Here is a 23,528-nt window from a genome sequence, read left to right as displayed (position 1 = left end):
GTTGCCAGCGGCGACGTTTTCTTCCAGCCGGCGCCGGCGCCAACGTCGGAGCCGACTTCGTCGCGAACGCGCCGGCCGACGGTTACACCCTGCTGTTCGGGACGTCGGGCCCGCTCGCCATCAATGTGAGCCTGTACACGAAGCTCAGCTACGATCCGATCAAGAGCTTCGATCCGGTCATCATGATCGGAAAAATGCCTAACGTGCTCTCGGTGCATCCTTCTGTTCCGGCGCAGAATGTGCAGGAGTTGATCGCGTATGCGAAAGCGAATCCGGGAAAGTTGAGCTTCTCTTCGTCCGGCAACGGCGCATCCACTCACCTCGCCGGGGTCATGTTCAACGCCGCCGCCGGCACCGACATCCTGCATGTGCCCTATCGCGGTGGCGCACCTGCGATAAACGATCTCATCGGCGGCCAGGTCCAGATGAGCTTTGCCGACATTTTCGTGTCAGCCCCTCACATCAAGGCCGGAATCCTTCGTGCGTTCGGCGTCACGACGATCGAGCGGACGCCGGTGCTGCCCGACGTGCCGACGTTCGATGAGCAGGGTCTGAAGGGTTTCGACGTCAGCGTCTTCTTCGGCGTCGTCGCGCCGAAGGGCGTACCTGAGCCGATCATCGAGAAGCTCAATGCCGCCTTCGTGGCCGCCATGAATGACAGCTCGATCAAACCGATTCTCGATGCACAAGGGATCATCCCGACGCCGTCGAACAGTCCCGCATATCTGGGGAAGTTCATGGCAGAGGAAATTCCCAAATGGCGGGACGTCATCAACTCGATCGCGTTGCGGATCGAATGAGCACAATCCTTTTAAATCTCCAGATGTAGCTCGCCAGCTATCGCCCTTCGATCGCGCTCTTCAGCAGGAGTTCGAGTTCGTGGCTAACCTCCTCCAGGGGCTGGGCGCTGCGCGCGGCCCTGCACATCGCGACTGTGCCTTCCACCGATGCGACGATCAGCGTGGCAAGGCGCCGCGCGCGCGACGCAGCGAGGCCTTCCTGCTTCAGCGCAGCGGACAGGATCTGTTGCCAGTCCGCAAAGATGCCTTGAGCGAGATCGAGCAGATGGCGCTGGACCGCCTGTCCGCCGGCGGTGTCCTGATCGGAGGGGTCGCTCACATATTCTTCGACGGCGACTGCCAGGATCGGACATCCGGCCTGATAATTCGTCTGCTCCAGCGTCCTCTTCCAAAGGGTGATGAAGGCGCGGAGGCCGGCCATGGCCCCCCGTTCGCTGGTGAGATGCCGCAGGGGACCGCTGACCTGGGCGCCTGCAAAGACAATGGCGTCTTCGATGAGCTGCCGTTTGCCCCCTGGGAAATGATGGCTGATCGATCCGCGCGGCGTGCCGGTGTGACGCACGACTTCCCGCATGCTCGTCGCATTCACGCCGCGGCGGCTCATCAGATCGGCGGCCCCGGCCACCATTTTCGCTCTCGTGTCAGACGTCATCAGGCACCTCGTTCACATTGGAAGCTACAATATGACAGTTGACATAGCCAGCGCCTTGTGGATGTATGTCACGTGACATAGTCGGCCTGGAGAGATTGCGATGACCTTTATCCATGTGATGACCCCGCAAGGACGATTGACCGGTCAGCAGCGTCGGGTACTTGCCAAGACGCTGACGGATGCCGTGCTGGTGCCTGAGGTCGGCCGGCTCGTTCCTCAGGCGCGGCGAGGTTACCAGGTGCATTTCCTCGAGCGGCCGCTCGACATGATCGCGCACGGCGGAGAGTTGTTGTCGGACCAGCCGAGCGACGTCATCGTGGTGGATGTTGTCGTGATGGACTGCTGCTGGACCCGCGAGGACCGAGCCACTGTCATTCGCAACGTTCTCAGAGCCCTCGCGGATGCCTGTGAGATGACGGAGCCTGCTCCGGGCTGGTGGGTCAATTTCCGTATCATCGAAGAGGGCAACTGGGGCTCACGCGGTGGCGTGTTGTCGTTCCTCGACATTCTCCAGGAAGGAGCAGCGGCATTCCCGCCGGAGCGGGCCGCGGCCATTCGAACCGCACTTGCCATCAAGAACGATCGATAAACAGGAGACGCTCGAATGACCACCGAAGGCACGATCCGCACCGAGGCGCACGATCACATCCTGAAGATCATCATCGACAATCCCGCGAAGAAGAACTCCTTCTCGCCGGCGATGATGGACCAGCTTTCGGACGCGTTGACCGAGTTGCACAACAGCGACAGCTACTGGGTCGGCGTGATCTGCGCCGAAGGCAAGGACTTCACCGCTGGACTCGACATGCCGAAATTCTTCGGTCCGAACGCGGAGAAGCGGAACATCAAGGAAGGCAATGTCGACGTCTTCGGCCTCACCAAGCGTTGTAAGAAGCCGATCGTGACGGCGACGCAAGGCATCGTCTACACCGTCGGCATCGAGCTGATGCTGGCAGGCGACATCGTGGTGGCCGCCGACGACAGCCGGTTCTGCCAGATGGAGGCAAAGCGCGGCATTGCCCCCTTGGGCGGCGCGCACTTCCGCTACCTGTCCCGCGCAGGCTGGGGCAATGCGATGTACCACCTCTTCCTCTGCGATGAATTCACCGCGCAGCGCGCTCGTGAGATCGGTCTCGTCCAGGAGGTCGTGCCGGCGGGGCAGCAGGTCGCCCGCGCCATGGAGATCGCGGCGATCATCGCCCGCAACGCGCCGCTTGGCGTTCAGGTGACCAAGGAGGCGGCCGCGAAGTATACCGAGCAGGGCGAGGCGGCTGCGATTGCCTGCATCCCCGCGATCCGGGACCGCGTGCTCAAGAGTGCTGATGCGCGAGAAGGTATTCAGTCCTTTATCGAGCGGCGTCCGGCGGTCTTCCAGGGGCGGTGAGGCTATAACGATTCCCGATGATTGAGGACTTTAGATGACGCCGATCCATGCTTGGTAGTAACCGGTTGTTTCATCATGGATGAACAGTGACGTGCGCTGCAACGCAGAAAGGCTGTCGCGCGTCTCGGACAATGGCCGTTGGCGCCGCGACACAAATCTACTGGCACAAAAAATGCTGAGGCTCGCATGACCCGATGGCGCACCGAAGATCGCCGGGGGCACGGAGGAGAAAATGAGAGCCCAAGTATTGAGAGCCTATGACGAGAAACTTTCCAACGACCTTTGGGTCGGGGAAGAGAAGGTGCCTGATCCGAAGTTGACGAAATCAACCGACGTCATTGTCCGCATAGGTGGTGCGGGCGTCTGCCGAACCGACCTTCACATCGTCGAAGGCGTGTGGAAGCCGCATATGGATCCGAGCGGTGACAAGCTGCTTCCCCTCATTATGGGGCACGAAAATGCAGGCTGGATCGAAGAAATTGGCAAGGAAGTCGAGGGACTGAAGAAGGGCGATCCTGTCATCGTCCATCCGAAGATCAGCGGCGGGACGTGTCTCGCCTGTCGCCGAGGATTCGATATGCATGGTCCCGGAACGTTTCCAGGCCTCGATTGCAACGGCGGCTATGCAGAGTTCCTTTGCACCTCAGAACGCAACATCGTCCCGCTGCCCCGAACTTTGGCGCCAAAGGATGTCGCGCCATACGCCGATGCAGGCCTCACCGCCTATCGCGCTGTCAAGAAGGCCACGCGTCACCTTTTGCCAGGCGAATCTTGCGTTGTTATCGGTGCGGGCGGGTTGGGCCACATTGGAATCCAGTGCCTCAAAGCGATGTGTGCGGCCGACATCATTGTCGTCGACAAGTCCGAAGCATCGCTGAAACTGGCCGAAAAATCGGGCGCCGATCATCTCGTGAAAGCTGACGGCAACGAAGTGGCAGCCGTTCTGGGCCTGACCGGTGGAAACGGTGCGGAAGCGGTGATCGACTTCGTCGGCGAGAAGGGCACGACGTCGAAGGGCCTGGCAATGACCCGTCCGATGGGCAGCTACTACGTCGTCGGTTACGGCGAAGACATTCGCGTGCCGACAGTCGACATGGTGATCACCGAGAAAAACATTATCGGAAATCTGGTCGGCACGTGGGCCGAACTAACCGAGTTGATGGCCCTTGCGGACCGAGGTCTGGTTGAGCTTGCCACGACCGAGTATCGCCTAGCGGAGGCCAACAAGGCCTTGCACGATCTCAATTCCGGCAAGATTCACGGGCGCGCAGTTTTGATTCCCTGAACCCGATGCAGCCCAATCCATCGCGGGCATGCACTTGCTCGCGATGGATTTTTGAGCGGCTTTCCCTTTGATATATCGTGACCTTATTTCGGCAGCGCTCGACTGAAACGCTCCTGTAAGCTCGTCTGCCCCTTTGCACGCCAAGCCGGGACGGACCTCAATAATCAAATCCGGCGCCTGCGCAGGCTGCCACCGCGCAAGAGCCGTGGGAAGCAAACGCTCGGACCTGGAGAGTCTCATTTTGCGTCGTTGTCGCAATTTGCGTCGCGAACAGTCGCAGATCGACGTCGCAATCCGCTCAACATCATCCTTCTGTCGTCCGTCAGTTCAAGACGATATTCCGAAACGCTCCAAGCGGATTTGGCACGGGTGTTGCAAATATCCGGTAAAGGCATCGTTCGGCAAAACAAACCGATAGCGGCCAAAGCGGAGCCCGTTCAGCGAATGCGCATGTCAGACCGTTGCGCCAGCTGGTCCATGCCTGCCGCGAGACTTGTCAAGCAATGCTATCGCCAACGTCGCGCTTCCCGCGCGGAGCGCGTGCTGTGCGGAACAAGATGCCTGGGAATCCGTCGACCAAAGCGTCCAGGAGGCCAAAAATGCGCACAGACTTCCAGAGCCCTCACCACGGCGAGACCACATGCTGCGCAATCTGCGGCGGGAAGTTCGGGCTTGTCCGCTACTATTGCTGGCGCACGGCGCTGTGCTCCAAGAGGTGCGTTGATCGGTTCAAGCAGCGTAGGGAAGCCGACCAAAGGTGGCTTCGCTGGTTGCGAGCCGGATAGTCCGATCAGGAATGGCCAAGCAGAATCGTATTGCTTCGCTTCGGGAGCGTTACATGAGATTCGTTCTGGTGAATGGTAGAACGCCGTGCTCAAAGACGCTCTGCATGCATTGCTGTGGGCCAATTCATGCAAACTATCTGAGAGAACTCAGCACCGGGCTGTCGTTCTGCGATCATGATTGCTACGGCTTCTATTCCAGTCGCTGGACTTTGAATATTGGACAGCCAAAGTGCTCACTTGCTGCGGAGAGCTCTCGCTAGTTCGAGCATGCAAGGTGTCTGCTCGGATGTTGACGCTGACTAGCTCGAGGAGCCGCTGCAGTCTCTGTTGATCCAGTGATTTCGATCCGGCGCCGACAAGATGCGCAGGCGTCCTGGGATCAACGCCCAACGATACAGTTCTAGCATCCGGGCGAACACTCGCTGCTGCACTGCAAATAGTGCGGCGCAAACTCGCGCTTATGATTTGCCGCGAGTCTCAATCTGCGATTTCTGTCGCAATTTGCATCCGCCGCGATCGCAAGCTGGTGGCCGTACCGCGTCCATTTGCATTTATCTTGGCGTCCAAGCAGTCAGCAGCCGATCTGAAGAGCCCTTTCGACTGCTGGCACGACCGTTGCAAAGCTCCCGCTACAAGAACGCTGACTGCTCCGTACGGGGTGAGCCGCGAAAAGAACGAGGGAAGGGGATGTCCAGCTGAGGGCGCACCTTGTGCGGGATGATGCATTGCGACCGGAAGCCCGTTGGGTCCGCACATCGCTCATGATCATCCTCAGGTGCCCAACAGTCATCCTGAGACCCTTGCCGATATCAAACGTCCGGCCGTGCAAACGGTCGCGAGGTGGCCCGTAACGCACGGGTAAGCACTGCTCGGTCCGCGAAGGTCCAGGCAGGCGGAATATCGATGTGGTTTCTGACCCGATCAGGAGGAAAGACGAGATGTCTGGAACGCTAACACTCAACAAGATCACCGCCCAGCGCGGCATTTCCGTCGGTGAGGCTGCAAAGAAGATTGCAGATCTCGGATGGAATCCGTCCTACGTCCAGGAAGCGATGACCTTCCCCACCGACTACAAGATCACGAAGGCGCCGAAGGATCCGATGAAGCAGGTGCTTCGCTCCTACTTCCCGATGCAGGAGGAGAAAGACAACCGCGTTTACGGCGCCCTCGACGCGGCGCTCCGCGGCGATATGTTCCGCAACGTCGAGCCGCGATGGGTCGAATGGATGAAGCTGTTCCTGGCGATCATCCCGTTCCCGGAAATCTCGGCGGCACGTTCGATGGCGATGGTCGGGCGCCTTGCACCCGGCGAAGATCTCCGCACCGGCTTCACCATGCAGATGGTCGACGAATTCCGTCACTCGACCATCCAGATGAACCTGAAGAAATGGTACATGGAGAACTACATCGACCCGGCCGGCTTCGACATCACGGAGGAGGCGTTCGGCAAGTGCTACGCCACCACGATCGGTCGCCAGTTCGGCGAAGGCTTCATCACCGGTGACGCCATCACGTCGGCGAACGTCTACCTGACCGTCGTCGCCGAGACGGCGTTCACCAACACGCTGTTCGTCGCCATGCCGTCGGAGGCGGCGCGCAATGGCGACTATGCGCTGCCAACCGTGTTCCTTTCGGTTCAGTCGGACGAGAGCCGCCACATCGGCAACGGCCACTCGATGCTGATGTCGATGCTGAAGGAGCCGGAGAATCACCTGCTGCTCGAGCGCGACATGCGCTATGCCTTCTGGCAGAACCACGCCATCGTCGACGCGGCGATCGGGACGTTCATCGAATACGGCACCACGAACCGCGACAAGAACAAGGAGTCCTACGCGGAGATGTGGCACCGCTGGATCTTCGAGGACTATTACCGGACCTATATGCTGCCGCTCGAAAAGTACGGCATCAAGATCCATCATGACGACGTGCAGACCGCCTGGAAGCGGCTGACCGAGAAACACTACGTCCACAAGGTCGCGCAGTTCTTCGCGGTCGGCTGGTCGGCGAACTTCTGGCGCATCGAGGCGCAGACCGAAAAGGACTTCGAGTGGTTCGAGCACAAGTATCCGGGCTGGTATGCGCAGTTCGGCGAATTCTGGAAATGGTACGAGAAGCTGTCGCACCGCGGTCAGACCAACATCCTGTTCAACAGCGACGTCGGCTACGTCTATCCGCATCGTTGCTGGTCGTGCCTCGTTCCGTGCCTCATCCGTGAGGACATCGTCACCGACGAGATCGATGGCAAGCTGCACACCTTCGCCCATGAGCTCGATCGGTGGACGGCCGTCGAAGCGTTCGCCGGCGAGTACCAGGGGCGCCCGACCCCGGCGATGGGGCGGTTCAGCGGCCGTCGCGAGTGGGAAAGCGTCTACCACAATGTGGATATCGCCGACGCCATCAAGGATCTCGGCTTCGTGCGCACGGACGGCAAGACCCTGGTCGCGCAGCCGCACCTGCGCTTCGACCAGAAGGAAATGTGGACGCTCGACGATGTCCGCGGTCACATCCTCAAGAGCCCGCTACAGACGCTGCGGGAGATGAGCCCGGCCGACCGCGAGAAGCATCTCGCCGACTATCGCAAGGGATTCACTATCAATCCCTGCAACTAAGTGAGACGGAAGGGGCCGGCTGCGGCCGGCTCCTTCCCGATCGCTCCCCGGAAGATATGAAAGTGTTCGTTTGAGGAGGCCCCTATGGGCGCGCCCGCTAATGTCGTTCGCCTGCAACCGGTAGGCATAGAGTTCGAGGTCGAGGAGAACGAAACTGTTCTCGACGCCGCGTTCCGCCAAGGGATCGCGCTGCCGCATGGTTGCAAGGAAGGGCAGTGCTCGGCGTGCAAATGCGTCCTTACCGGAGGCGATGTCGAGTTGAAGAAATACTCGACGTTTGCCCTCAACGAGATGGAGCGAGGCCAGGACTACATCCTGCTCTGTCGGACCTTGGCATACTCGGATCTCGAGGTGGAGCTCCTCAACTATGACGAGGAAGTGCTGTCGAAATCGATCCCCGTCAAGGAGTTCACGGGCACTGTTACGAACGTCTCTGCGCTGACCCAGGACATCCGCCGCCTCGAAATCACACTGGAGCAACCTCTGAAGTTCTGGGCGGGTCAATATGTCGACATCACGCTCCCGGGACCAGAGGCGATTACGCGCTCGTTTTCCATGGCAAATTCGCCGGGCGAAAGCCAAAAACTCGCGTTCATCATCAAGAAGTACCCCAATGGGCGCTTCTCCTCACGACTCGACGGAGATCTCGCCGTCGGAACCGAAGTCGGAATCAAGGGACCCTACGGGACCTGCTTCCGACGAGAAAACAAAACGGGAGCCATGATCCTGGTCGGGGGCGGATCCGGAATGTCGCCGCTGTGGTCTATCCTGCATGATCACATCAGCTCCGGGGAAGTGCGTCCGGTGCGCTTCTTCTACGGAGCCCGGACGCAGAACGATCTCTTCTATCTCGACCATCTCGCGGAGCTCGCCGCCAAGCATCCGGAGTTCACCTTCGTCCCGGTTCTCTCCCATGCGGCCGACGACGCGGACTGGGGCGGAGCAAAGGGCTTCGTGCATGAGGCAGTCGGAGAGCACCTTCGCGGCGCGGACTACGGCGAAGACGTCGACGTCTATGCCTGCGGACCATCGCCAATGATCGAGGCACTGACGCCGGTGTTGCAGATGAACGATGTCGAGTCGGACCGCATCTTCTTCGACAAGTTCACGCCGGCGAACAACTAAGACGCCTCGACCGCTCAACAAGCAGTTCTAGAGCCCAACAACAGGAGGAGGAAGACGACCATGACTGCCGTTCAAACCGTATCAGCCAAATCCGGTGCAGCAGGTTCTGCGGTGTTTCCGGATTCGGATAGCCGCAGATACCGCTATTTCGAGCCTCGCAGCAAGCGCGCCACGCACTACGAAGACGTGACAGTCGACGTGCAACCGGATCCGGAACGTTACCTGTTGCAGGACTGGATCATCTCCTTCCCCAACGGCAAGGGTGCGTACACCAAGGACAACACGGCGGCCCTCAGCGCGAATTGGCATGCGTTCCGCGCCCCCGACCAGGAGTGGGAGCGCACTCACTACCAGCGCCAGTCCAAAATCGAAGCCATGGTCCAGGCCGTGATCGCCAACGGTCGCAAGTCCGGGGCACCGAAGAGCTTCGACAAGGCGTGGCTCAAGGTCCTGCAGAACCATCTCGGTGCGTGGAAGCACGCCGAGTTCGGTCTCGGCACGTCGCTGATGCAGGCTCAGCGTTACGGCTACACCCAGATGATCAACAACGCGACGCTGACGAACTCGTCCTACAAGCTTCGCCTTTCACAGGACATTACGCTGTATCTCGCCGAGATCGGAATGGACATTCCGGGCTTCGACGACACGGCCGGCAAGCGCGTATGGCTGGAAGACAAGGGCTGGCAAGGAACGCGGGAAGCGATCGAGTCGATCATGGGCTCGGCCGACTATCTCGAGCAGTATTTCGCCACCAACATCGTGTTCGAGCCGCTGGTCGGCGAACTGTTTCGCAGCGGCTTCCTGATGCAGGTAGCCTCGTCGAACGGCGACTTCATTACGCCGCCGGTGATTTCGTCCGCGGAAGCGGACTACGAGCGCAATCTCGCGAATACGATCGACCTGATGCACCTTCTGGTGACCGACAATCAGCATGGCGCCCACAACAAGAAGCTGTTCCAGGGGTGGGTGAACAAGCATGTCGCGCTCGCCAACAAGGCGGCCGCCGGCCTGCAGCCGATCTGGTCGCAACCGCATTCGAAGCCGGTGCAGTACGCCGACGCGCGTGCGCAGTCGGTCGAACGCATCAAGAAGATTCTCGGCGAGCTCGGCCTCACCCTTCCCAAGGAGTAAATTGCAATGTCCGTCGTTTCCAGATCTGCGACCAACCAGAATATCTTCCAGAAGATGGGGGACCTTCGTTTCGAGCAAACGATTTCCCATCAGTGCGGCGTCACCATGAATGACAGCGTCGAGGCGCGCGCCATCGCCGAGTTCATGGCGAAGAAGCCGAACGTGACAGTGACCTATCAGCCGGCCCTGATCCGCATCGACGGCGAGGGAAAGCTGATCTTCAAGATGGATGAAATCAGCGAAATTCTCGGAAAGGAAATGACGGCCGAGATCTTCGAAGTGAATACCTCGACCCACTACGGACGGATGGTGCGTATCGACGACAACACGGTGACGCTGTTCGGCAACATGGACGAGGTCTTCGAATACATCGAGTGAGTCTCCATCGCCTCCCTGACTGGGCGGGGCCGCATCCCCAGCGGCTGTGGCCCCGCCGCTTCTCGAAGTGGTCCCGCCCGACCACCGCGTTTCGTTTGATCGACTAGAGCCAACCAGGAATTTCCGGAGAGCATCATGTTCATAACTCCCAGTGGCGAGGAAGTGTTCGTTATCGACGGCCATACCCATTTTTGGGACGGAAGTCCGGCGAATCAGCTCAACGTCCACGGCAAGCAGTTCATCGACTGTTTCTACGCCTACCACACCTCGCTCAGCCCGAAGGACAAGCTCTGGCCGAAGGAGAAGTTCGAGAAATACAGCGCCGACCAGATGTACCACGATCTGTTCGTCGACGGTCCTGACGACATGGCGGTCGTCCAGTCGACCTACCTCACGGAGTTCTACAAGAACGGATTCAACACCATCGATCGCAACGCCGAAATGGCGAAGAAGTACAAGGACCGCTTCATCGTCAACGGCGCCTTCGATCCACGGGACGGCGAGAAGGCGCTGGAGTACATCCACTACATGAAGGAGACGTTCGGCATCAAGGGCGTCAAGCTCTATACCGCCGAGTGGAAGGGTGATTCGCGCGGGTGGAAGCTCACGGATGCCAACGCCTATCGCTGCCTCGAGCTCTGCCAGAAGCTCGGCATCACTAACATCCACGTCCACAAGGGGCCGACGATCATTCCGTTGGACAAGGATGCGTTCGATGTTCACGACGTCGACCATGCCGCGACCGACTTCCAGGGGCTGAACTTCATCATTGAGCATTGCGGTCTGCCGCGCCTCGATGATTTTTGCTGGATCGCGGTGCAGGAGACGAACGTCTACGGCGGCCTCGCGGTGGCGTTGCCATTCATCCACGGACGGCCGCGCTATTTTGCCGAAGTGATCAGCGAACTGCTGTTCTGGGTCGGCGAGGACAAGCTGCTTTTCGGGAGCGATTACGCGATCTGGACGCCGCGCTGGCTGGTCGAGAAGTTCTGGAATTTCGAGCTGCCGGAGGATCTGAAGCAGGAGCACGGCGTCGACCTCACCCCGCAGGCAAAGAGGAAGATTCTGGGCCTCAACGCCGCGCGTCTCTATGGAGTCGACGTCGAGGCGCAGAAGGCGAAGCTTGGGCAGAAGACCCACGCGGCGGCAGCGGAGTAGAGCCTATGAACGCGCTCCATCAGCATGATCGCAAGACCAACCAGGTGTGGGAGCGCCTCGCGCTGGTCACGGATCCCGAGCTGGATGAACCGGTCACCGAGCTCGGATTTGTCGAACGGGTCACCGTTGATCATGTTGATGGGGTCGACATCGTGTTTCGCCTGCCGACCTACTGGTGTTCGGCGAACTTCGCGTTCCTCATGGCCGATGATATGCGACGGTCGGTTTCCTCATTGCCGTGGGTTCGCGAGGCGCGCCCGCAGCTTCGTGACCACATGGTCGCCGAGGAGATCAACCGCGGTGTCCGTGAGGGCAGGTCGTTTGGCGAGGCGCTCAAGGATTTCGCAAGCGGCGGTTCACTTGACGAGCTGCGGGAGAAATTCCGCCGCAAGGCGTTCGAGCGGCGCCAGGAGGTCATGATCCTGGCGTTGCGCGGGCTGGGTTACGAGGATCCTGCGATCTGCCGGATGAATCTCGGCGCCTTTGATGCGATCGACTTCGGCTCGGAAGAAGTTGCGCGCCAGAAGCCGCGTTATCGCGAGCTTCTGGTCGAGCGGCGCCTCGCCGATCTTCCGGCCGACCCCGCCTTTGTCACCTACGATGGGTGCCCCATCAAGCGCCACGAAATGGCTTCGTATTTGCAGCGCTTGCGGGGCGTGCGCATCAACATGGAGTTCAACAGCTCGTTGTGCCGGGGCCTTCTTGCGGTGCGGTATCGCGAGCTCGGCGGGGATCGCGCGGAGCAGACGCCAGCTCCGTGCGGAGGTTGCGGCAGTGGCTGCGCCACGCGGTCTGCCGGATCGTCCGCAATGAACAAGCATTCCGCGGCGCTTGCGTGAGGTCGCGCTGATACGCGTGCGACCGGTGAGTGCCGGAAAACTGAGCGGACATCAAGTCCGCCGAGCCTGATGAGCAAGAAACGACCACGTGGGGAGTGAAACGCAATGCCAAAAGTTCTGCTGCATGACATAGAAGCTCGCCGCGCTCTTGCGCGTGGAGTCCAGAAGCTGGCCACCGCGGTCGAATCGACGCTCGGTCCCAAGGGCATGAACGCGATGGTCGACAGGCCGATCGGCACGCCCATCGTGTCACGCGATGGTGTGACCATCGCCTCCGAGATCGAACTGCCGGATCGCTTCGAGAACATGGGCGCCCAGGTGGTGCGTGAGGTCTCGATGCAGACCAACGAAGTCGCCGGCGACGGTACGACGACGGCGATGGTGCTCGCGAACGGTCTCATTCAAGGCGGTGTTGCGGCCCTCGAGCGCGGCGTCAGGGCCGTCGATCTATGCAAGGGGATCGACCGGGCCGTCGAAGTCGTCGTCGAGAGCCTGAAGGGTGCGGCAATTCCAGTATCGGACCGCAAAACGCTACAGGCCGTGGCAACGATTGCGTCGACCGACTCTCATCTGGGCGGCCTCATCGCCGAGGCGGTCGAGCGCGTCGGCAAGGACGGCATCATCAGTTCGGACTACGGGTTGACGACGAGCACAACGCTCGAGGTGGTCGAAGGCATGTCGTTCGACCGTGGCTACATCTCGCATCACATGGTGACGGACGTGGAGAAGATGGAGGTGGTGCTGGATCAGCCCTACATTCTCCTCACGGACCTTAAAATCAAGGCGCCGGGCGAGCTGGCGGCGGTGCGTGCCAGGGTCGCGGAGACCGGGAAACCGCTTGTCATCGTCGCCGAAGAGATCGCCCCGGAAGTCGTTGTCACGCTGCTCGGCGAAGGCAATCGCGGCAGGATCCTGGTGGTCAATCCGCCCGACTACGGCCACTGGCGCAAGGCCATGATGGATGACCTCGCCATCATCACCGGGGGACGGGTCATCGCCCGGGAGCTCGGGGGCACGCTGGAAGAGGCGAGCCTTGCCGACCTCGGCACTGCGCGGCAGGTTCGGGCCAGTGCGCGCGAAACGGTGATCATCCGGGGCGGCGGGGACGATGCGGCGATCGCCGCGCGCCGACAGCAGGTGGCGAAGCACCATGATCTGGCACCGCCGAACATCGAGCAGGACAAGCTCAAGGAACGCCTGGCCAAGCTTTCGGGTGGGACTGCCGTGATCTTTGCGGGCGGCGTCACGCCGGTCGAGCAGAAGCGTACGATCCAGCTGATCGACGATGCGCTCAGTGCTGCGCGGGCCGCGGCCGAGGAGGGTATCGTGCCGGGCGGCGGGACAGCGTTGGCGCAGTGTGCGCCGGTGGTGGCGCGCGCCCTCGGCAACATCAATGGAGACCTGGGTGAAGGCATCAAGCTGGTACGCGAAACCCTGTCGCGTCCCGCGGCTTTCATCGCCCGAAATGCCGGCCATGATGCAGCGAAGGTTGTGGCCGAGCTGCAAAGTTCACGGGCCGGGGTCGGGTTCGACGCTGCAAACGGCGTATTCATCGACATGGTATCTGCCGGCATCGTCGACCCGGTCAGGGTGACATATACCGCGCTTCGAAACGCCGCTTCCGTGGCCACGCTGGTGCTGACGACCAATACGCTGGTTGCCGATGTGCCGGAGTATGTTGATCCGACGCAGGGACCTGCGCTGGGCGGCGGGGCAGAAAAGCTTGGGCGGGCCTGAAGCACATGAGCGCGGTTCGCGTTCCGCCAGGGCGCCTAAGGACCGGCGCCCGGAGGATGCACCATCACAGGTGGCTCTTTTCTGTGGCGCTGTGCTTCCGAGCCGCAACTTCCGGTTCCGTCTTCGAGGTCGGGGTGAAGCGCCAGATGGTGGCGACGCCCTGACCATCGCGGACTGATTGGACGGTGACAACGGTCTAGAACGAGTTACAATCTTGGAAGCTCAGGCGTGGGCCGAAGGAGGCGATGCAACAAGCCTTCACGGTCATTCGACCAGCCGGGGCAGGAGGAAACGGGACATGGCCTACATCATCTCCAAGCGCGACGGTCCGCACCGCGAAGAGCTCAAGGCGAAGGACTTCCTTCAGAAGAACCGCACGAAGATCAACTCGCTCGCCAATCATCTGACGCTCGGGCGTTGGCAGGAGTTGCGCAATCCGACGCCGCCCTCTGAGCCCCAGCCATCAGGGAAGCTCTGGTCCACGCCTCCGGCTCGTCCGAAAGAGGTCGAACCCTATGTGCGGATCAGCTACAACGGCCGCGTCGTGATTGCCGATCTCGCGTCGGGGCGGCAACTCCATTTTGTCGGTGAATTGCGCGGCAGCAGGCAATCGCGACATTTCGCTCTGGCAACGCGCGAGAATGGGATCTTCGAGCCGCTCGACGACGAATTGTACAGGGTCCTGATCGACCTCGAGGGAGTGAGCGTGCCCGACGAGGCGTCGGAAGCGCGCCTGGAGCAGATCATCTCAGGCCGTCTCGGCTTGGACGCTATCGCCAGAACCGTCGAATGATCTTCGTAAGCCGGGGCCGCCGAGAACATCGATCTCGTTGGCCCGGCTCATGTCGTTTCTGCCGATCAAGCTGCTGTTTGCCAATATAGGTTTGGTGCTCCAATGCTGACGGAAACCTTCATGGCTAAGCCGCCGTTCTCCCTGGAAGGCTACAAAATTCCGGATGCCGCGGATGCGGAGCAGGGACGGCCGTACGATGAACGGGAGACCAACAGAGCGTGGGAAAACTTCCTGACGTTCGGAGACGCAAAGCGCGAGAACGCTCTGGTGCGAGGCGTCATCGAAGAATCATGGCAGCGCAGCGTCAAGTCGGGAGTCAATGCACATTGCAAGGGCAGCAGTTTCATCACTTCCCCGGACGATCTCTATGAGCTGCGTCTGAAGAATGATGATCTACTTGGCTCCAGCGCCCAGACTTTCCGCCGCGTTGCGGAGGTCCTTGGCGATGCGGCCACCATGCTGGTCATCACCGACAGGAATGGCGTCGTCCTCGACGTCGGCGGCGACCAGCGAACGATCGATGCCGGGCACGATATTCGCCTCGAAGTCGGTGCCGCCTGGGGGGAGACGGTGACCGGCACCAATGGCATTGGCACGGCGCTCGTTACAGGAAAACCGGTTCATGTCCACGCCGCGGAGCATTTTTCCGAGGGCATCAAGGCCTGGACCTGCGTCGGTAGCCCCATTCGTAGCCCGATCGACGGCAGCATCATAGGCATCATAGATTTTTCCGGACCCCAGGCGATCTTTCACCGGCACAATGTCGCATTGGCGGTGATCGCCGCAAACCACATCGAACTCGCACTCTCGGAAAAGCTCCGGCTCGAAAGAATACGCCTGCTCGAGGCAAGTATTTCTCGAATGCCGGGAATGGGCAGCGCCGACGGCGTGGTGATCCTGGATCGCTTTGGTCGGGTTATCCATCACAATGACATGGCGTCGGCGCGCTGGCGACGGACCGAGCAATCTCGCGAGTTGAGCATCGGGTCACAGATTCTCCCAAGTCGTGAAGGTCTGTTGGGCAAAGACCTGGCAGAGGGGTTGCCCGAGGAGCTGCGCGAGCAGCGGATCGAGCCACTGGTCGTCGACGGGGTCGTGAAGGGCGCAATGCTCGTGCTTGCTTCGAAGCCGCGAACACATCCTGCTGCATCCGAAATGTCGCCGACGGCCCGCACGGCCCTGATGTCGGCAAAGGAAGCAATCGTCGGATGTAGCGAGGCATTGCTGGAGGTGGTGCAGAAAGTTGAGCGGGCGGCCCTCGGCCGGACCGCGATCCTGCTCGAGGGCGAGACGGGCGTCGGCAAGGAACTGTTCGCCCGTCTGGTTCATGCCGCCAGTCTGAAGACGGGCAAGGAGCCGTTCGTTGCCTTCAATTGCGGTGCGGTGTCGAAAGAGTTGCTCGGCGGCGAATTGTTCGGGCATGCTCCGGGTGCTTATACCGGCGCTACGCGCGAGGGAAGGCCCGGGCGGTTCGAATTTGCCAATGGCGGCGTGCTCAGCCTGGACGAGATCGGCGAGATGCCGATGGACCTGCAACCCTACCTGCTCCGTGTGCTGGAAGAGCGCGCGGTGTACAGACTGGGTGACAGCAAGGCGCGCCCGGTGGACGTCCGGCTGGTGGCGTCGACCAATCGGAATCTGAAGCAGGAAGTGGCCGAGGGACGTTTCCGCAAAGATCTGTACTTCCGGATCGGCGTCGTCAAGTTCACCATCCCGCCGCTCCGCGAGCGGCTGGGCGATGTCGAGATCCTGATCGATCACTTCAACAGGCAATTCGCGACGATCTACAGCACTCAGCCGCTGCGCTTCGAGGCGGCCACCATGGAGTTGCTGCGCCGCTATTCCTGGCCGGGAAACGTCCGCGAGCTGCGCAATCTGATTGAGAACCTCGTGCTGATGACGATAACCGGCATCGTCACTCCCAGGGATTTGCCAGAGGATTTCGTGGAGGTGGCGCCGGCTCAACCTCCCTCAATCTCCGTGCAGTCGGAGAATAGCGCGACGGGATCGGAGGGTGACGAGATCGCGCGCTTTGACGAGATGGAGCGTCGTGCCATCGAGAGGGCCGTCGCAAACGCCGGCGGCAATATTGCCGCTGCCGCGGAAAAGCTCGGGCTTTCGCGCGCTACGCTGTACCGCAAATTGCACCAATACCGTTCCCGGACCTAGCGATCGGGGGCTGGCATGGCGGCTGTCTGGGATGAACAAAAGGGCGGGGAAGGTCCGGCCCCCGCGGCGACGTTGGCCTCGCAGATCCTTGCGCGCGCCGACCGCGACGTCACTTTCGTAGTGCACCTGGTTGGTGAAAGCCAAAGCTTGCTGGTACGACATTTCATCATGTTCATCGAGACCGAGCTCGCAAAGCGCGGCATGAGCTACGGCGTACATCCGCTACTGCGACCTTTCGTCGAAACGCACGCACGCGAGCTTTCGGATTTCGTATTGCAGGGTATCGGCTTGCGGCATCAGTTTGGCCTCCAGACCATCGAGACGATGGCGGGCGATCCGGCGCGGTTGCTGAGGGTCGATCTGTGGGACTCGCTGCAATCTTACGTCAATGACGCGCAGCGACACTTCGTATCCGATGCCCGGGGCCTCCAGCGGATCCTGGATCAAATCGAGTCGAGCGCATGAGTGTCGATCCGGAAGTCCTTGTCGAAATGCTGAAGGAGCGGCTGTTCGTCGTTCAGCAGATATCGGCCGCTCAATCGTGGAACCTTCTGAACCGTCAGCTTGCTGGTGGAGCAGAATTCGAGATTCAGAGGATTGAGCAGGAGATTGCGGCGACAGGCGGTTCGCATGCGTTCGCCTACGCTATCGAGGAAGCGCACGAGCGCTTGAAAGAAGCTGAGGCCGGAATGGCAGCGTGCGACGCCCAATGCGCCGCGCTGGAACGACGCCTTGAAGAACTCGACAGGTGTATTGCGACCGGCAGGTGAGACGACCGATGGACACGATGGAAGCTGAGACCGCTACGCTCTATGACTTGCTTGGTCGGCATTGGACCATGGGGGCGCCCGTTACGAACGCGGCGTTCGACGCTGCGGGACAGGCAGTGGCGTTCGCGCTTGCCGATGGCTCTCTGGCCATCGCTCCGCTGGCCGACAGCGAACCGCCGAAGGATCGCTATCGTATGGCCTTGGACGGCGGCCGATCGACGATCTCACCGCGGCGGAATCCGGTCCCGCCGTTGACGAAAGTCGTCATCAGCGATGCTTCCCTTCATCTCGCCTCGATCGAGCCTGAAGGCTTCATTGCAAGCGATGGCAGTCAGTTGCTGCACGTGTCGGCATCCGGCGTCACTCGACAGGCCGCAAAATTAGGGGCACCGATCGATCTCGTCGCCCCGGTGCACGCCGGCGGCATTTTGGCTGCCTCCGGCGGGTCGGTCATATACTGCGATTCCAACGGCGATGTCGGATGGCTCCAGGAGCGTGCTGGGGGGCGTTCATCCGCGATAGCCGTTTCGCCAGATGGTCGGAGCTTCGCGATAGGAGCCGACGGTTGCCTGCTTGTGCGTGCCTTCGGACCCCGACCTGAGCCCACCATCTCGATGGCTTTGGGCTCGATCTCCAGCTTGGCGTGGCGTCCCGATGGAAGCTGGTTGGCAATGTCCGTCGCAGAAGGTGGCATCGTATTGCTGCGCCTTTCCGATGCGCGCGCCGTTCGGATTCCGAGCTATCCTGCAAGCGTTGGGTCTCTCTCGTGGAGTGCAGACTCCCGCGTTCTTGTGACGAGTGGAGCCTATCGGATGATCGCATGGGACATTTCCAGTCTCGACGACGGTCGCGAACAGCCGACGAGCCTCAGCACCGGCCGCGGTGGATTCGTCCTCGTCGAGGCAGTGGACATGCATCCGGGACGCCCGTTGGTCGCGGCCGGGTACAGCGACGGCAGGGTCGTAGTCGCCAGGATTGGCGACCCCGACGAGCTGGTCATCAAACCGCCGGGCCGGAGCGCGGTCCAGGCCGTCCGCTGGTCCGGTGACGGCCAGCATCTTGTCGTCGGAACACGTGGCGGCGAGGCGGCGATCGTGACGTTTCCGCCGCAGATCTTCAAGTAACGGCGAGCTGGGCGACGAGCCTTGCCGCGAGCTCCAGGAGGAAATTCATGACAGTCACCGAAGCGTCAAACGAAGCCGCAAGCAAGGATCAGTTCTTCAAGGAGCTGGCGGAGCTCTCCGAGCGCATGATTGCCGCGCACGGAAAAGAGTTCTCGATGGGCGCCCTGGTGTTGGCGGCGAGGTTCATCGCCGAAAACAAGCCCTTCGAGCGAAGCGCAACAACGCAGTGACGTGTCGTCTAACTGCACACGAAATCCGAGCGAAGGGGCAAGGGGGCAGCATGTTGAAGGGACTTATTCGGGACAACGAACTCGTCCACAAGGCTGAGTGGCTCGAGACGCTGTCACTGCATTGTGGCATCGGATTGTGGGATGCGATCCTCTATGAGGGGGATGCGATGCACGCCAAGGCGCGGTGGACCTGGTCGAGCGAATTCCGGCGCTTGTGCGGGTACAAGACGGAAGCCGAGTTTCCCAACGTCGTGCAATCTTGGTCTGATCGCCTTCACCCGGATGACGCTGCAGCGACATTCGCCGCGTTCGGTTCGACTTGCCAGACCGGCGTCGGCTACGATGTGAAGTACCGCTTGAAGGTCAAAGACGGCAGCTACCGTTGGTTCCGAGCAACAGGTGGAGTCGTGTTGGACGAGAAAGGCCGGCCGCGGCGCGCCTGCGGATCGTTGGTCGATATCGACGAGCTCATGAAGGCGGAGGACGAGAAGAGCCGGATGGTCCGTCGATTGGCAAGCGACTTTGAAAGCGCGATCGGAGAAATCGTCGATACCGTTTCCTCAGCTTCAAATGAACTCGAGAGCTCTGCGAGCAGTCTAAGCAGCACGGCCGAACGCTCGCAAAAATCAACCACTGTCGCCGCTGCGGCCTCCGAGACGGCATCCAGCAACGTCCAGTCGGTTGCTTCTGCGGCCGAACAGCTATCGTCATCTGTCAGGGAAATCAGCCGGCAGGTGCAGGAGGCCGCCCGGATCGCCAACGAGGCAGTTAGCCAAGCGCAGAAAACCAACGAGCGCGTCAGCGAATTGTCGAAGGCGGCCGCGCGAATCGGGGACGTGGTCGAGCTTATCAACGCCATTGCGGGTCAGACCAATCTGCTGGCCCTGAACGCGACGATCGAGGCGGCGCGCGCCGGCGACGCCGGTCGGGGGTTTGCGGTGGTGGCCTCTGAGGTAAAGGCCCTGGCGGAGCAGACAGCCAAAGCGACAGGTGAAATTGGTCAGCAAATCGGGGCCATCCAGACTGCGACGCAAGAATCGGTGAGCACAATTGGCGAGATCACTGGTACGATAAGAAAGCTGTCGGAGATTTCGTCGGCCATCGCGGCAGCCGTGGAAGAGCAAGGTGCGGCGACGCAGGAGATTGCGCGCAACGTTCAGCAAGCTGCAAGCGGCACCCAGCGCGTCTCCACCAACATCATAGATGTGCAGCGCGAGGCCTCCGAAACTGGTTCTGCCTCCTCGCAAGTCCTGTCGGCAGCTCGGTCGTTGTCGAGCGAGAGCAATCGCCTCAAAGACGAAGTGAGTCGGTTTCTCAAGACGATACGTGCTTGATGACACATTTCGCTCAACACCAGTCCAACGGACTGCCGGCTCCGCCGGCTAAGCGGGCCGCGAAGGCAGCGAGGTCATCGCTTCCAGTTGCGCTGTCCGCGTTGCCAACACAGCGAGCAAGCTCTTGTGCAACCGATCCTCGGGTTCGAAATTTTGCGCGAGCCTCCCGACGGTCTCTGCAAATCGCAAGCGATAAGTCGCCGCCCTGTCGACGTCTCCGTACCTCGCGAAGATCTCGGCGGCCGTGCGGTACACCCGCCAGGAAGCAATCGGGAAGTCGGCACTGTCGACGATCTCCAGCGCGCGGGACAGGTGCAACTGAGCCTCCGCTGAATCGCCCAAGGCAAGCGCAGCGCGCGCGAGCAGTCCGTGGGCCTGGGCCAGGTGATTGAGATCTGGAGCCGTTGCCACATAGTCGTGGAGCTGGCGTGCACAGCTCCGAGCCTGCGTAAAGTCTTCAACCTGCAAGTAATATTCGCCGAGGCAATGATACACCTGCGTCGCGGCGGTAAATTCGATGTCGATGCCTTCTTCATGCCTGCGGCGCTCAATATCGTCAAATTGCCTGCGAGCTCCCGACGGATCGTTCAGGCCGACATAGGCCTTCGCAAGGACGGCCCGCTTGTGGAAGTATGTCGACTGATCGCCGACCAGCAGACTATCGTCGACGCGTTCGCAGATCTCCCGGGCTCCATCAAAATCCATCGCTTCGACGTGCAACCACGCAAGCGTCAGCCGGCACAATGCGCTGCTGGGGCCGTTCGCGTTCCTGACGGCCAGTTCGAGGCCGGCCGTGATTTCACGCCGCAATTCGCGCCATTCGCCCAGATGAATGAGCGCGATTGATTCAAGAACATTGAACAGAACGAACGTGTAAACGTCGCCAGCCAAACGCGCCAGCCGCTTTCCTTCCGTGCCGGCGCGGCGGCACTCCTGGTACTGCGACCTCCAGCAATCAACGATACCGGATATTCCATTGCGCCTGATCAAGATGCCATAGTTGGTGGCACTTGCACTCAGCTCGATTGCCCTGTCGCAGAGCGTGGCGTCCTGTTTGCGCCAGCCGTTGAGGAACAGATTGACGCTCGCGCTGCTGCCCTGGACCAGAGCCTTGAATGTGTCGTCCGCAAGCGCCTGGCTTCGCGACAGTACATCTTCAGCGGCCTCGAGGCAGGCGTGGCGATCCACGCGCAAGCAGAGACTGCTCACAGCCGTGAGGCCGTTGAGCTGTTGCTTGATTTCGCCCGCTTGTTCGGCGCAGGCAATCATGTCTCGCAGATCACGGATGGAGCCGACGAGGTCCCCGCACGAGCGAAGAGCCCAGCTTCGCTGCCGCAGAAGCGCGATGCGGGTTGAGAATTTGTCGGCAGCATCGAAACGATCAAGTATGCCAAGCGCGCGGGTGAGATAGCTTGCGGCCTCCGCATGGCCGAGGCGTCTCGTCGAGTTCCTGGCCGCTTCCTGGAGGTAGCACAATGCGCTCGGAAAGTCGCGCCCCTGCTCAAAGTGAAGTGCGAGCGCGGGCGCTATTTCATGGGTGCAGCCGGCATAGGCTTCTTCCAGCCTCTTGCCCAAGCGCTTGTGCGTTTGGGCGCGGTGCCCGGGCGGCAGATTCTGGTAAATGATATTTTGATAGAGGATGTGACGGAAAGCGTAGGAGCCTGAATACGTTCCATCGGGCCATTCGGAAACCCCCGAACGAACGAGGATTTGATGCTTCCGGATCGAGGCTTCAATGTCCCTTTCAACGTCGATCGCGTCGTCGGACAGGCCGGCCGCAACGAGGGCCGCAGAAAAGTCTTCGCCGGCAACGCTGGCGACATCGAGCAGACGCCGCTCGTTGTCGGTGAGGCGATCGAGCTCGTGGCCGATCATCTTCAGGAGGCTGTCTGGAATGCGATCTTGGGTAAATACCGGCTGTGGGGGCAGGCGCCATCCGTCGTCCATTTCGACGATCGACTCCTGGTCGATCAAGTGTTTGAGCAGCGAGGCAACAAACAAGGGATGTCCCAGCGTTCGCTCGAATACGGGCTTTGACAGGCTGGAGGCAAGCTCCTCGTCGTCGAAGCGCAATGCCAGGTAACGCTCGACCTCCGAACGCGACAATCGATCGAGGCGCAATTCGCTGCAGTAGCCGTGAATCTCGAGATCCCCGTGCAGGCGACGGATGGGATGCCCGCCGGCGGAACTGTCGGCCGAACGATAGGAGCAGAGGACCAGCACGCGCGCCTTGCCGTTCCCGCGTGCGAAGCGAGACAGCACGTCGAGTGTCGCGAAGTCGCTCCAATGCAGATCTTCGAGAACAAGGACCCAGGGGCGGCCGGTGCTCAGCGCTTCCAGAAGATCGCAAAATTCGCGCAGCATCCGCTCGCGCGTCGCGCCGAACACTTCATCCTGGAAAGCCGCGCGTTCCGATGCGTCGATGACGCCCGGCAATTGCAGGATCCAGGTGGGTGCGTGCGCGCGAACTGCCGAAATCAATTCCGGACCGTTTGCGCGATAACGGTTCACCAGTGCATCGATCAGTGGAAGAAAGACTTCGTCCGTTCCGAATCGTTCGGTGCAGCGCCCATAGAGCTGATCGAAGCCCTGTTCGGTCAGTTGCTCGAGCGCCTTGGCGATGAAGGCCGTCTTGCCGATCCCGGCTTCTCCGGTGATAAAAGCCATCTGCCGCTTGCCGGACAAGACGTGCCGCGTCATCTGGTCGACCATCTCGAAGGGGGCCGTCCGGCCGACCACCAAGGCGGAGATTTCGGTCTTCAGAGGTGCGACCGCGTTCTCGACCTCCCTGGGGGCTTCCCGCACCGTGCCGATAAAGCGGACGCCTTTGCGCGGTAAGGTCTTGATCAGCCGTTGCGCCTCGCCGGAATCGCCTATTCCCGTCCGGGCTGCGTTGATGCGGGTGGTGAGTGCCGACTCCGAGACGATGCGCCCGCCCCAAATTGCACCGATCAGATCGTCCTTGGTCACCACCCGGGCGCGGTGGCGGATCAGATATTCGAGGAGGTCGAAAACCTGAGGCTGCAACGGAATCGTACGTCCGTCACGGCGCAATTCCCGCTGGTCGGTGTCGAGGACGAAATCGTCAAATAGATACAGCAAAACAATGCCTTCGGAGGTGCGCGCGAGGCGAATATTCAACCGGTACACCGGCCCGAAATCAAGCACGGCGTTCAAAATGAAGGAAACGATAAGGACAAATTAAGCTCGCATTAAAGCGTGGCG

19 protein-coding genes and 1 pseudogene are annotated in these 23,528 nt (G+C 60.8%); 18 read left to right on the top strand and 2 right to left on the bottom strand.

The features are described from left to right. Positions 1 to 38: 38 nt before the first annotated feature. Positions 39 to 800 (top strand): annotated as a pseudogene (locus ACVJ19_RS42050) (Bug family tripartite tricarboxylate transporter substrate binding protein); the annotation flags it as partial. A gap of 37 nt (positions 801 to 837) precedes the next feature. Here the strand turns inward: ACVJ19_RS42050 and ACVJ19_RS42045 are convergent. Continuing rightward, positions 838 to 1,428, bottom strand: a complete 591-nt coding sequence (locus ACVJ19_RS42045; RefSeq protein ID WP_453955317.1) for a TetR/AcrR family transcriptional regulator — start codon at positions 1,426 to 1,428, stop codon at positions 838 to 840. A gap of 124 nt (positions 1,429 to 1,552) precedes the next feature. On the opposite strand from ACVJ19_RS42045, the gene ACVJ19_RS42040 reads away from it, so the two are divergent. The 17 genes from ACVJ19_RS42040 to ACVJ19_RS41960 all read left to right on the top strand — a co-directional run bounded on the left by ACVJ19_RS42040 (position 1,553) and on the right by ACVJ19_RS41960 (position 20,303). Further along, positions 1,553 to 2,041 carry a tautomerase enzyme gene (locus ACVJ19_RS42040; RefSeq protein WP_453954916.1) on the top strand — a complete coding sequence of 163 codons (489 nt, stop codon included), beginning with the start codon at positions 1,553 to 1,555 and terminating at the stop codon, positions 2,039 to 2,041. Between the two features lie 15 nt (positions 2,042 to 2,056). Continuing rightward, a complete protein-coding gene (locus ACVJ19_RS42035) occupies positions 2,057 to 2,836 on the top strand; it encodes a crotonase/enoyl-CoA hydratase family protein (RefSeq protein ID WP_453954915.1) in 780 nt (259 codons plus the stop codon). Between the two features lie 232 nt (positions 2,837 to 3,068). Then, positions 3,069 to 4,121: an NAD(P)-dependent alcohol dehydrogenase gene (locus ACVJ19_RS42030; protein ID WP_453954914.1), complete on the top strand. Its 1,053-nt coding sequence runs from the start codon at positions 3,069 to 3,071 to the stop codon at positions 4,119 to 4,121. Positions 4,122 to 5,844: 1,723 nt separating this feature from the next. Beyond that, positions 5,845 to 7,515 carry an aromatic/alkene/methane monooxygenase hydroxylase/oxygenase subunit alpha gene (locus ACVJ19_RS42025; RefSeq protein ID WP_453954913.1) on the top strand — a complete coding sequence of 557 codons (1,671 nt, stop codon included), beginning with the start codon at positions 5,845 to 5,847 and terminating at the stop codon, positions 7,513 to 7,515. Between the two features lie 84 nt (positions 7,516 to 7,599). Continuing rightward, positions 7,600 to 8,640 carry a 2Fe-2S iron-sulfur cluster-binding protein gene (locus tag ACVJ19_RS42020; RefSeq protein WP_453954912.1) on the top strand — a complete coding sequence of 347 codons (1,041 nt, stop codon included), beginning with the start codon at positions 7,600 to 7,602 and terminating at the stop codon, positions 8,638 to 8,640. A 60-nt stretch (positions 8,641 to 8,700) separates the two neighbouring features. After that, positions 8,701 to 9,771: an aromatic/alkene monooxygenase hydroxylase subunit beta gene (locus ACVJ19_RS42015; protein WP_453954911.1), complete on the top strand. Its 1,071-nt coding sequence runs from the start codon at positions 8,701 to 8,703 to the stop codon at positions 9,769 to 9,771. Positions 9,772 to 9,777: 6 nt separating this feature from the next. Then, positions 9,778 to 10,149 (top strand): MmoB/DmpM family protein, encoded by a 372-nt coding sequence (locus ACVJ19_RS42010; protein WP_194467787.1) that lies wholly within the window; start codon positions 9,778 to 9,780, stop codon positions 10,147 to 10,149. A 135-nt stretch (positions 10,150 to 10,284) separates the two neighbouring features. Then, entirely contained in the window at positions 10,285 to 11,307 is a 1,023-nt protein-coding gene (locus tag ACVJ19_RS42005) for an amidohydrolase family protein (protein ID WP_453954910.1), read from the top strand. Positions 11,308 to 11,312: 5 nt separating this feature from the next. Beyond that, positions 11,313 to 12,146 carry an iron-sulfur cluster assembly protein gene (locus ACVJ19_RS42000; RefSeq protein ID WP_453954909.1) on the top strand — a complete coding sequence of 278 codons (834 nt, stop codon included), beginning with the start codon at positions 11,313 to 11,315 and terminating at the stop codon, positions 12,144 to 12,146. A 105-nt stretch (positions 12,147 to 12,251) separates the two neighbouring features. Then, positions 12,252 to 13,883 (top strand): chaperonin GroEL, encoded by a 1,632-nt coding sequence (groEL, locus tag ACVJ19_RS41995; RefSeq protein ID WP_453954908.1) that lies wholly within the window; start codon positions 12,252 to 12,254, stop codon positions 13,881 to 13,883. A 298-nt stretch (positions 13,884 to 14,181) separates the two neighbouring features. Beyond that, entirely contained in the window at positions 14,182 to 14,676 is a 495-nt protein-coding gene (locus ACVJ19_RS41990) for a hypothetical protein (protein ID WP_453954907.1), read from the top strand. Positions 14,677 to 14,778: 102 nt separating this feature from the next. Then, positions 14,779 to 16,845, top strand: a complete 2,067-nt coding sequence (locus ACVJ19_RS41985) for a sigma-54-dependent Fis family transcriptional regulator (RefSeq protein ID WP_453954906.1) — start codon at positions 14,779 to 14,781, stop codon at positions 16,843 to 16,845. A gap of 15 nt (positions 16,846 to 16,860) precedes the next feature. Continuing rightward, a complete protein-coding gene (locus tag ACVJ19_RS41980; RefSeq protein WP_453954905.1) occupies positions 16,861 to 17,310 on the top strand; it encodes a hypothetical protein in 450 nt (149 codons plus the stop codon). Continuing rightward, positions 17,307 to 17,615: a hypothetical protein gene (locus tag ACVJ19_RS41975; RefSeq protein ID WP_453954904.1), complete on the top strand. Its 309-nt coding sequence runs from the start codon at positions 17,307 to 17,309 to the stop codon at positions 17,613 to 17,615. Before ACVJ19_RS41980 ends, ACVJ19_RS41975 begins: the two co-directional genes overlap by 4 nt. Positions 17,616 to 17,623: 8 nt before the next feature. Beyond that, the gene (locus tag ACVJ19_RS41970; protein WP_453954903.1) at positions 17,624 to 18,739 is read left to right on the top strand and encodes a WD40 repeat domain-containing protein; all 1,116 of its coding nucleotides are present in this window, start codon (positions 17,624 to 17,626) and stop codon (positions 18,737 to 18,739) included. A 47-nt stretch (positions 18,740 to 18,786) separates the two neighbouring features. Continuing rightward, positions 18,787 to 18,969 carry a hypothetical protein gene (locus ACVJ19_RS41965; RefSeq protein ID WP_212248849.1) on the top strand — a complete coding sequence of 61 codons (183 nt, stop codon included), beginning with the start codon at positions 18,787 to 18,789 and terminating at the stop codon, positions 18,967 to 18,969. Between the two features lie 50 nt (positions 18,970 to 19,019). Beyond that, positions 19,020 to 20,303, top strand: a complete 1,284-nt coding sequence (locus tag ACVJ19_RS41960) for a methyl-accepting chemotaxis protein (RefSeq protein ID WP_453954902.1) — start codon at positions 19,020 to 19,022, stop codon at positions 20,301 to 20,303. Positions 20,304 to 20,351: 48 nt separating this feature from the next. Here ACVJ19_RS41960 and ACVJ19_RS41955 read toward each other — a convergent pair whose 3' ends face one another. Then, on the bottom strand, positions 20,352 to 23,471 hold the full coding sequence (locus ACVJ19_RS41955) for an ATP-binding protein (RefSeq protein ID WP_453955316.1): 3,120 nt from the start codon (positions 23,469 to 23,471) through the stop codon (positions 20,352 to 20,354). Positions 23,472 to 23,528 lie beyond the last annotated feature (57 nt).

It is taken from the genome of Bradyrhizobium sp. USDA 376 (genome assembly GCF_054063675.1).
The sequence above is the reverse complement of the archived record's forward strand: the minus strand, read 5'-3'. Positions and strand labels throughout refer to the sequence as shown.

Coding starts and splice junctions, on each gene's coding strand:
- ACVJ19_RS42045 (WP_453955317.1), bottom strand. CDS start 1,428: ATGGTGGCCGGGGCCGCCGATCTGATGAGCCGCCGCGGCGTGAATGCG.
- ACVJ19_RS42040 (WP_453954916.1), top strand. CDS start 1,553: ATGACCTTTATCCATGTGATGACCCCGCAAGGACGATTGACCGGTCAG.
- ACVJ19_RS42035 (WP_453954915.1), top strand. CDS start 2,057: ATGACCACCGAAGGCACGATCCGCACCGAGGCGCACGATCACATCCTG.
- ACVJ19_RS42030 (WP_453954914.1), top strand. CDS start 3,069: ATGAGAGCCCAAGTATTGAGAGCCTATGACGAGAAACTTTCCAACGAC.
- ACVJ19_RS42025 (WP_453954913.1), top strand. CDS start 5,845: ATGTCTGGAACGCTAACACTCAACAAGATCACCGCCCAGCGCGGCATT.
- ACVJ19_RS42020 (WP_453954912.1), top strand. CDS start 7,600: ATGGGCGCGCCCGCTAATGTCGTTCGCCTGCAACCGGTAGGCATAGAG.
- ACVJ19_RS42015 (WP_453954911.1), top strand. CDS start 8,701: ATGACTGCCGTTCAAACCGTATCAGCCAAATCCGGTGCAGCAGGTTCT.
- ACVJ19_RS42010 (WP_194467787.1), top strand. CDS start 9,778: ATGTCCGTCGTTTCCAGATCTGCGACCAACCAGAATATCTTCCAGAAG.
- ACVJ19_RS42005 (WP_453954910.1), top strand. CDS start 10,285: ATGTTCATAACTCCCAGTGGCGAGGAAGTGTTCGTTATCGACGGCCAT.
- ACVJ19_RS42000 (WP_453954909.1), top strand. CDS start 11,313: ATGAACGCGCTCCATCAGCATGATCGCAAGACCAACCAGGTGTGGGAG.
- groEL (WP_453954908.1), top strand. CDS start 12,252: ATGCCAAAAGTTCTGCTGCATGACATAGAAGCTCGCCGCGCTCTTGCG.
- ACVJ19_RS41990 (WP_453954907.1), top strand. CDS start 14,182: ATGGCCTACATCATCTCCAAGCGCGACGGTCCGCACCGCGAAGAGCTC.
- ACVJ19_RS41985 (WP_453954906.1), top strand. CDS start 14,779: ATGCTGACGGAAACCTTCATGGCTAAGCCGCCGTTCTCCCTGGAAGGC.
- ACVJ19_RS41980 (WP_453954905.1), top strand. CDS start 16,861: ATGGCGGCTGTCTGGGATGAACAAAAGGGCGGGGAAGGTCCGGCCCCC.
- ACVJ19_RS41975 (WP_453954904.1), top strand. CDS start 17,307: ATGAGTGTCGATCCGGAAGTCCTTGTCGAAATGCTGAAGGAGCGGCTG.
- ACVJ19_RS41970 (WP_453954903.1), top strand. CDS start 17,624: ATGGACACGATGGAAGCTGAGACCGCTACGCTCTATGACTTGCTTGGT.
- ACVJ19_RS41965 (WP_212248849.1), top strand. CDS start 18,787: ATGACAGTCACCGAAGCGTCAAACGAAGCCGCAAGCAAGGATCAGTTC.
- ACVJ19_RS41960 (WP_453954902.1), top strand. CDS start 19,020: ATGTTGAAGGGACTTATTCGGGACAACGAACTCGTCCACAAGGCTGAG.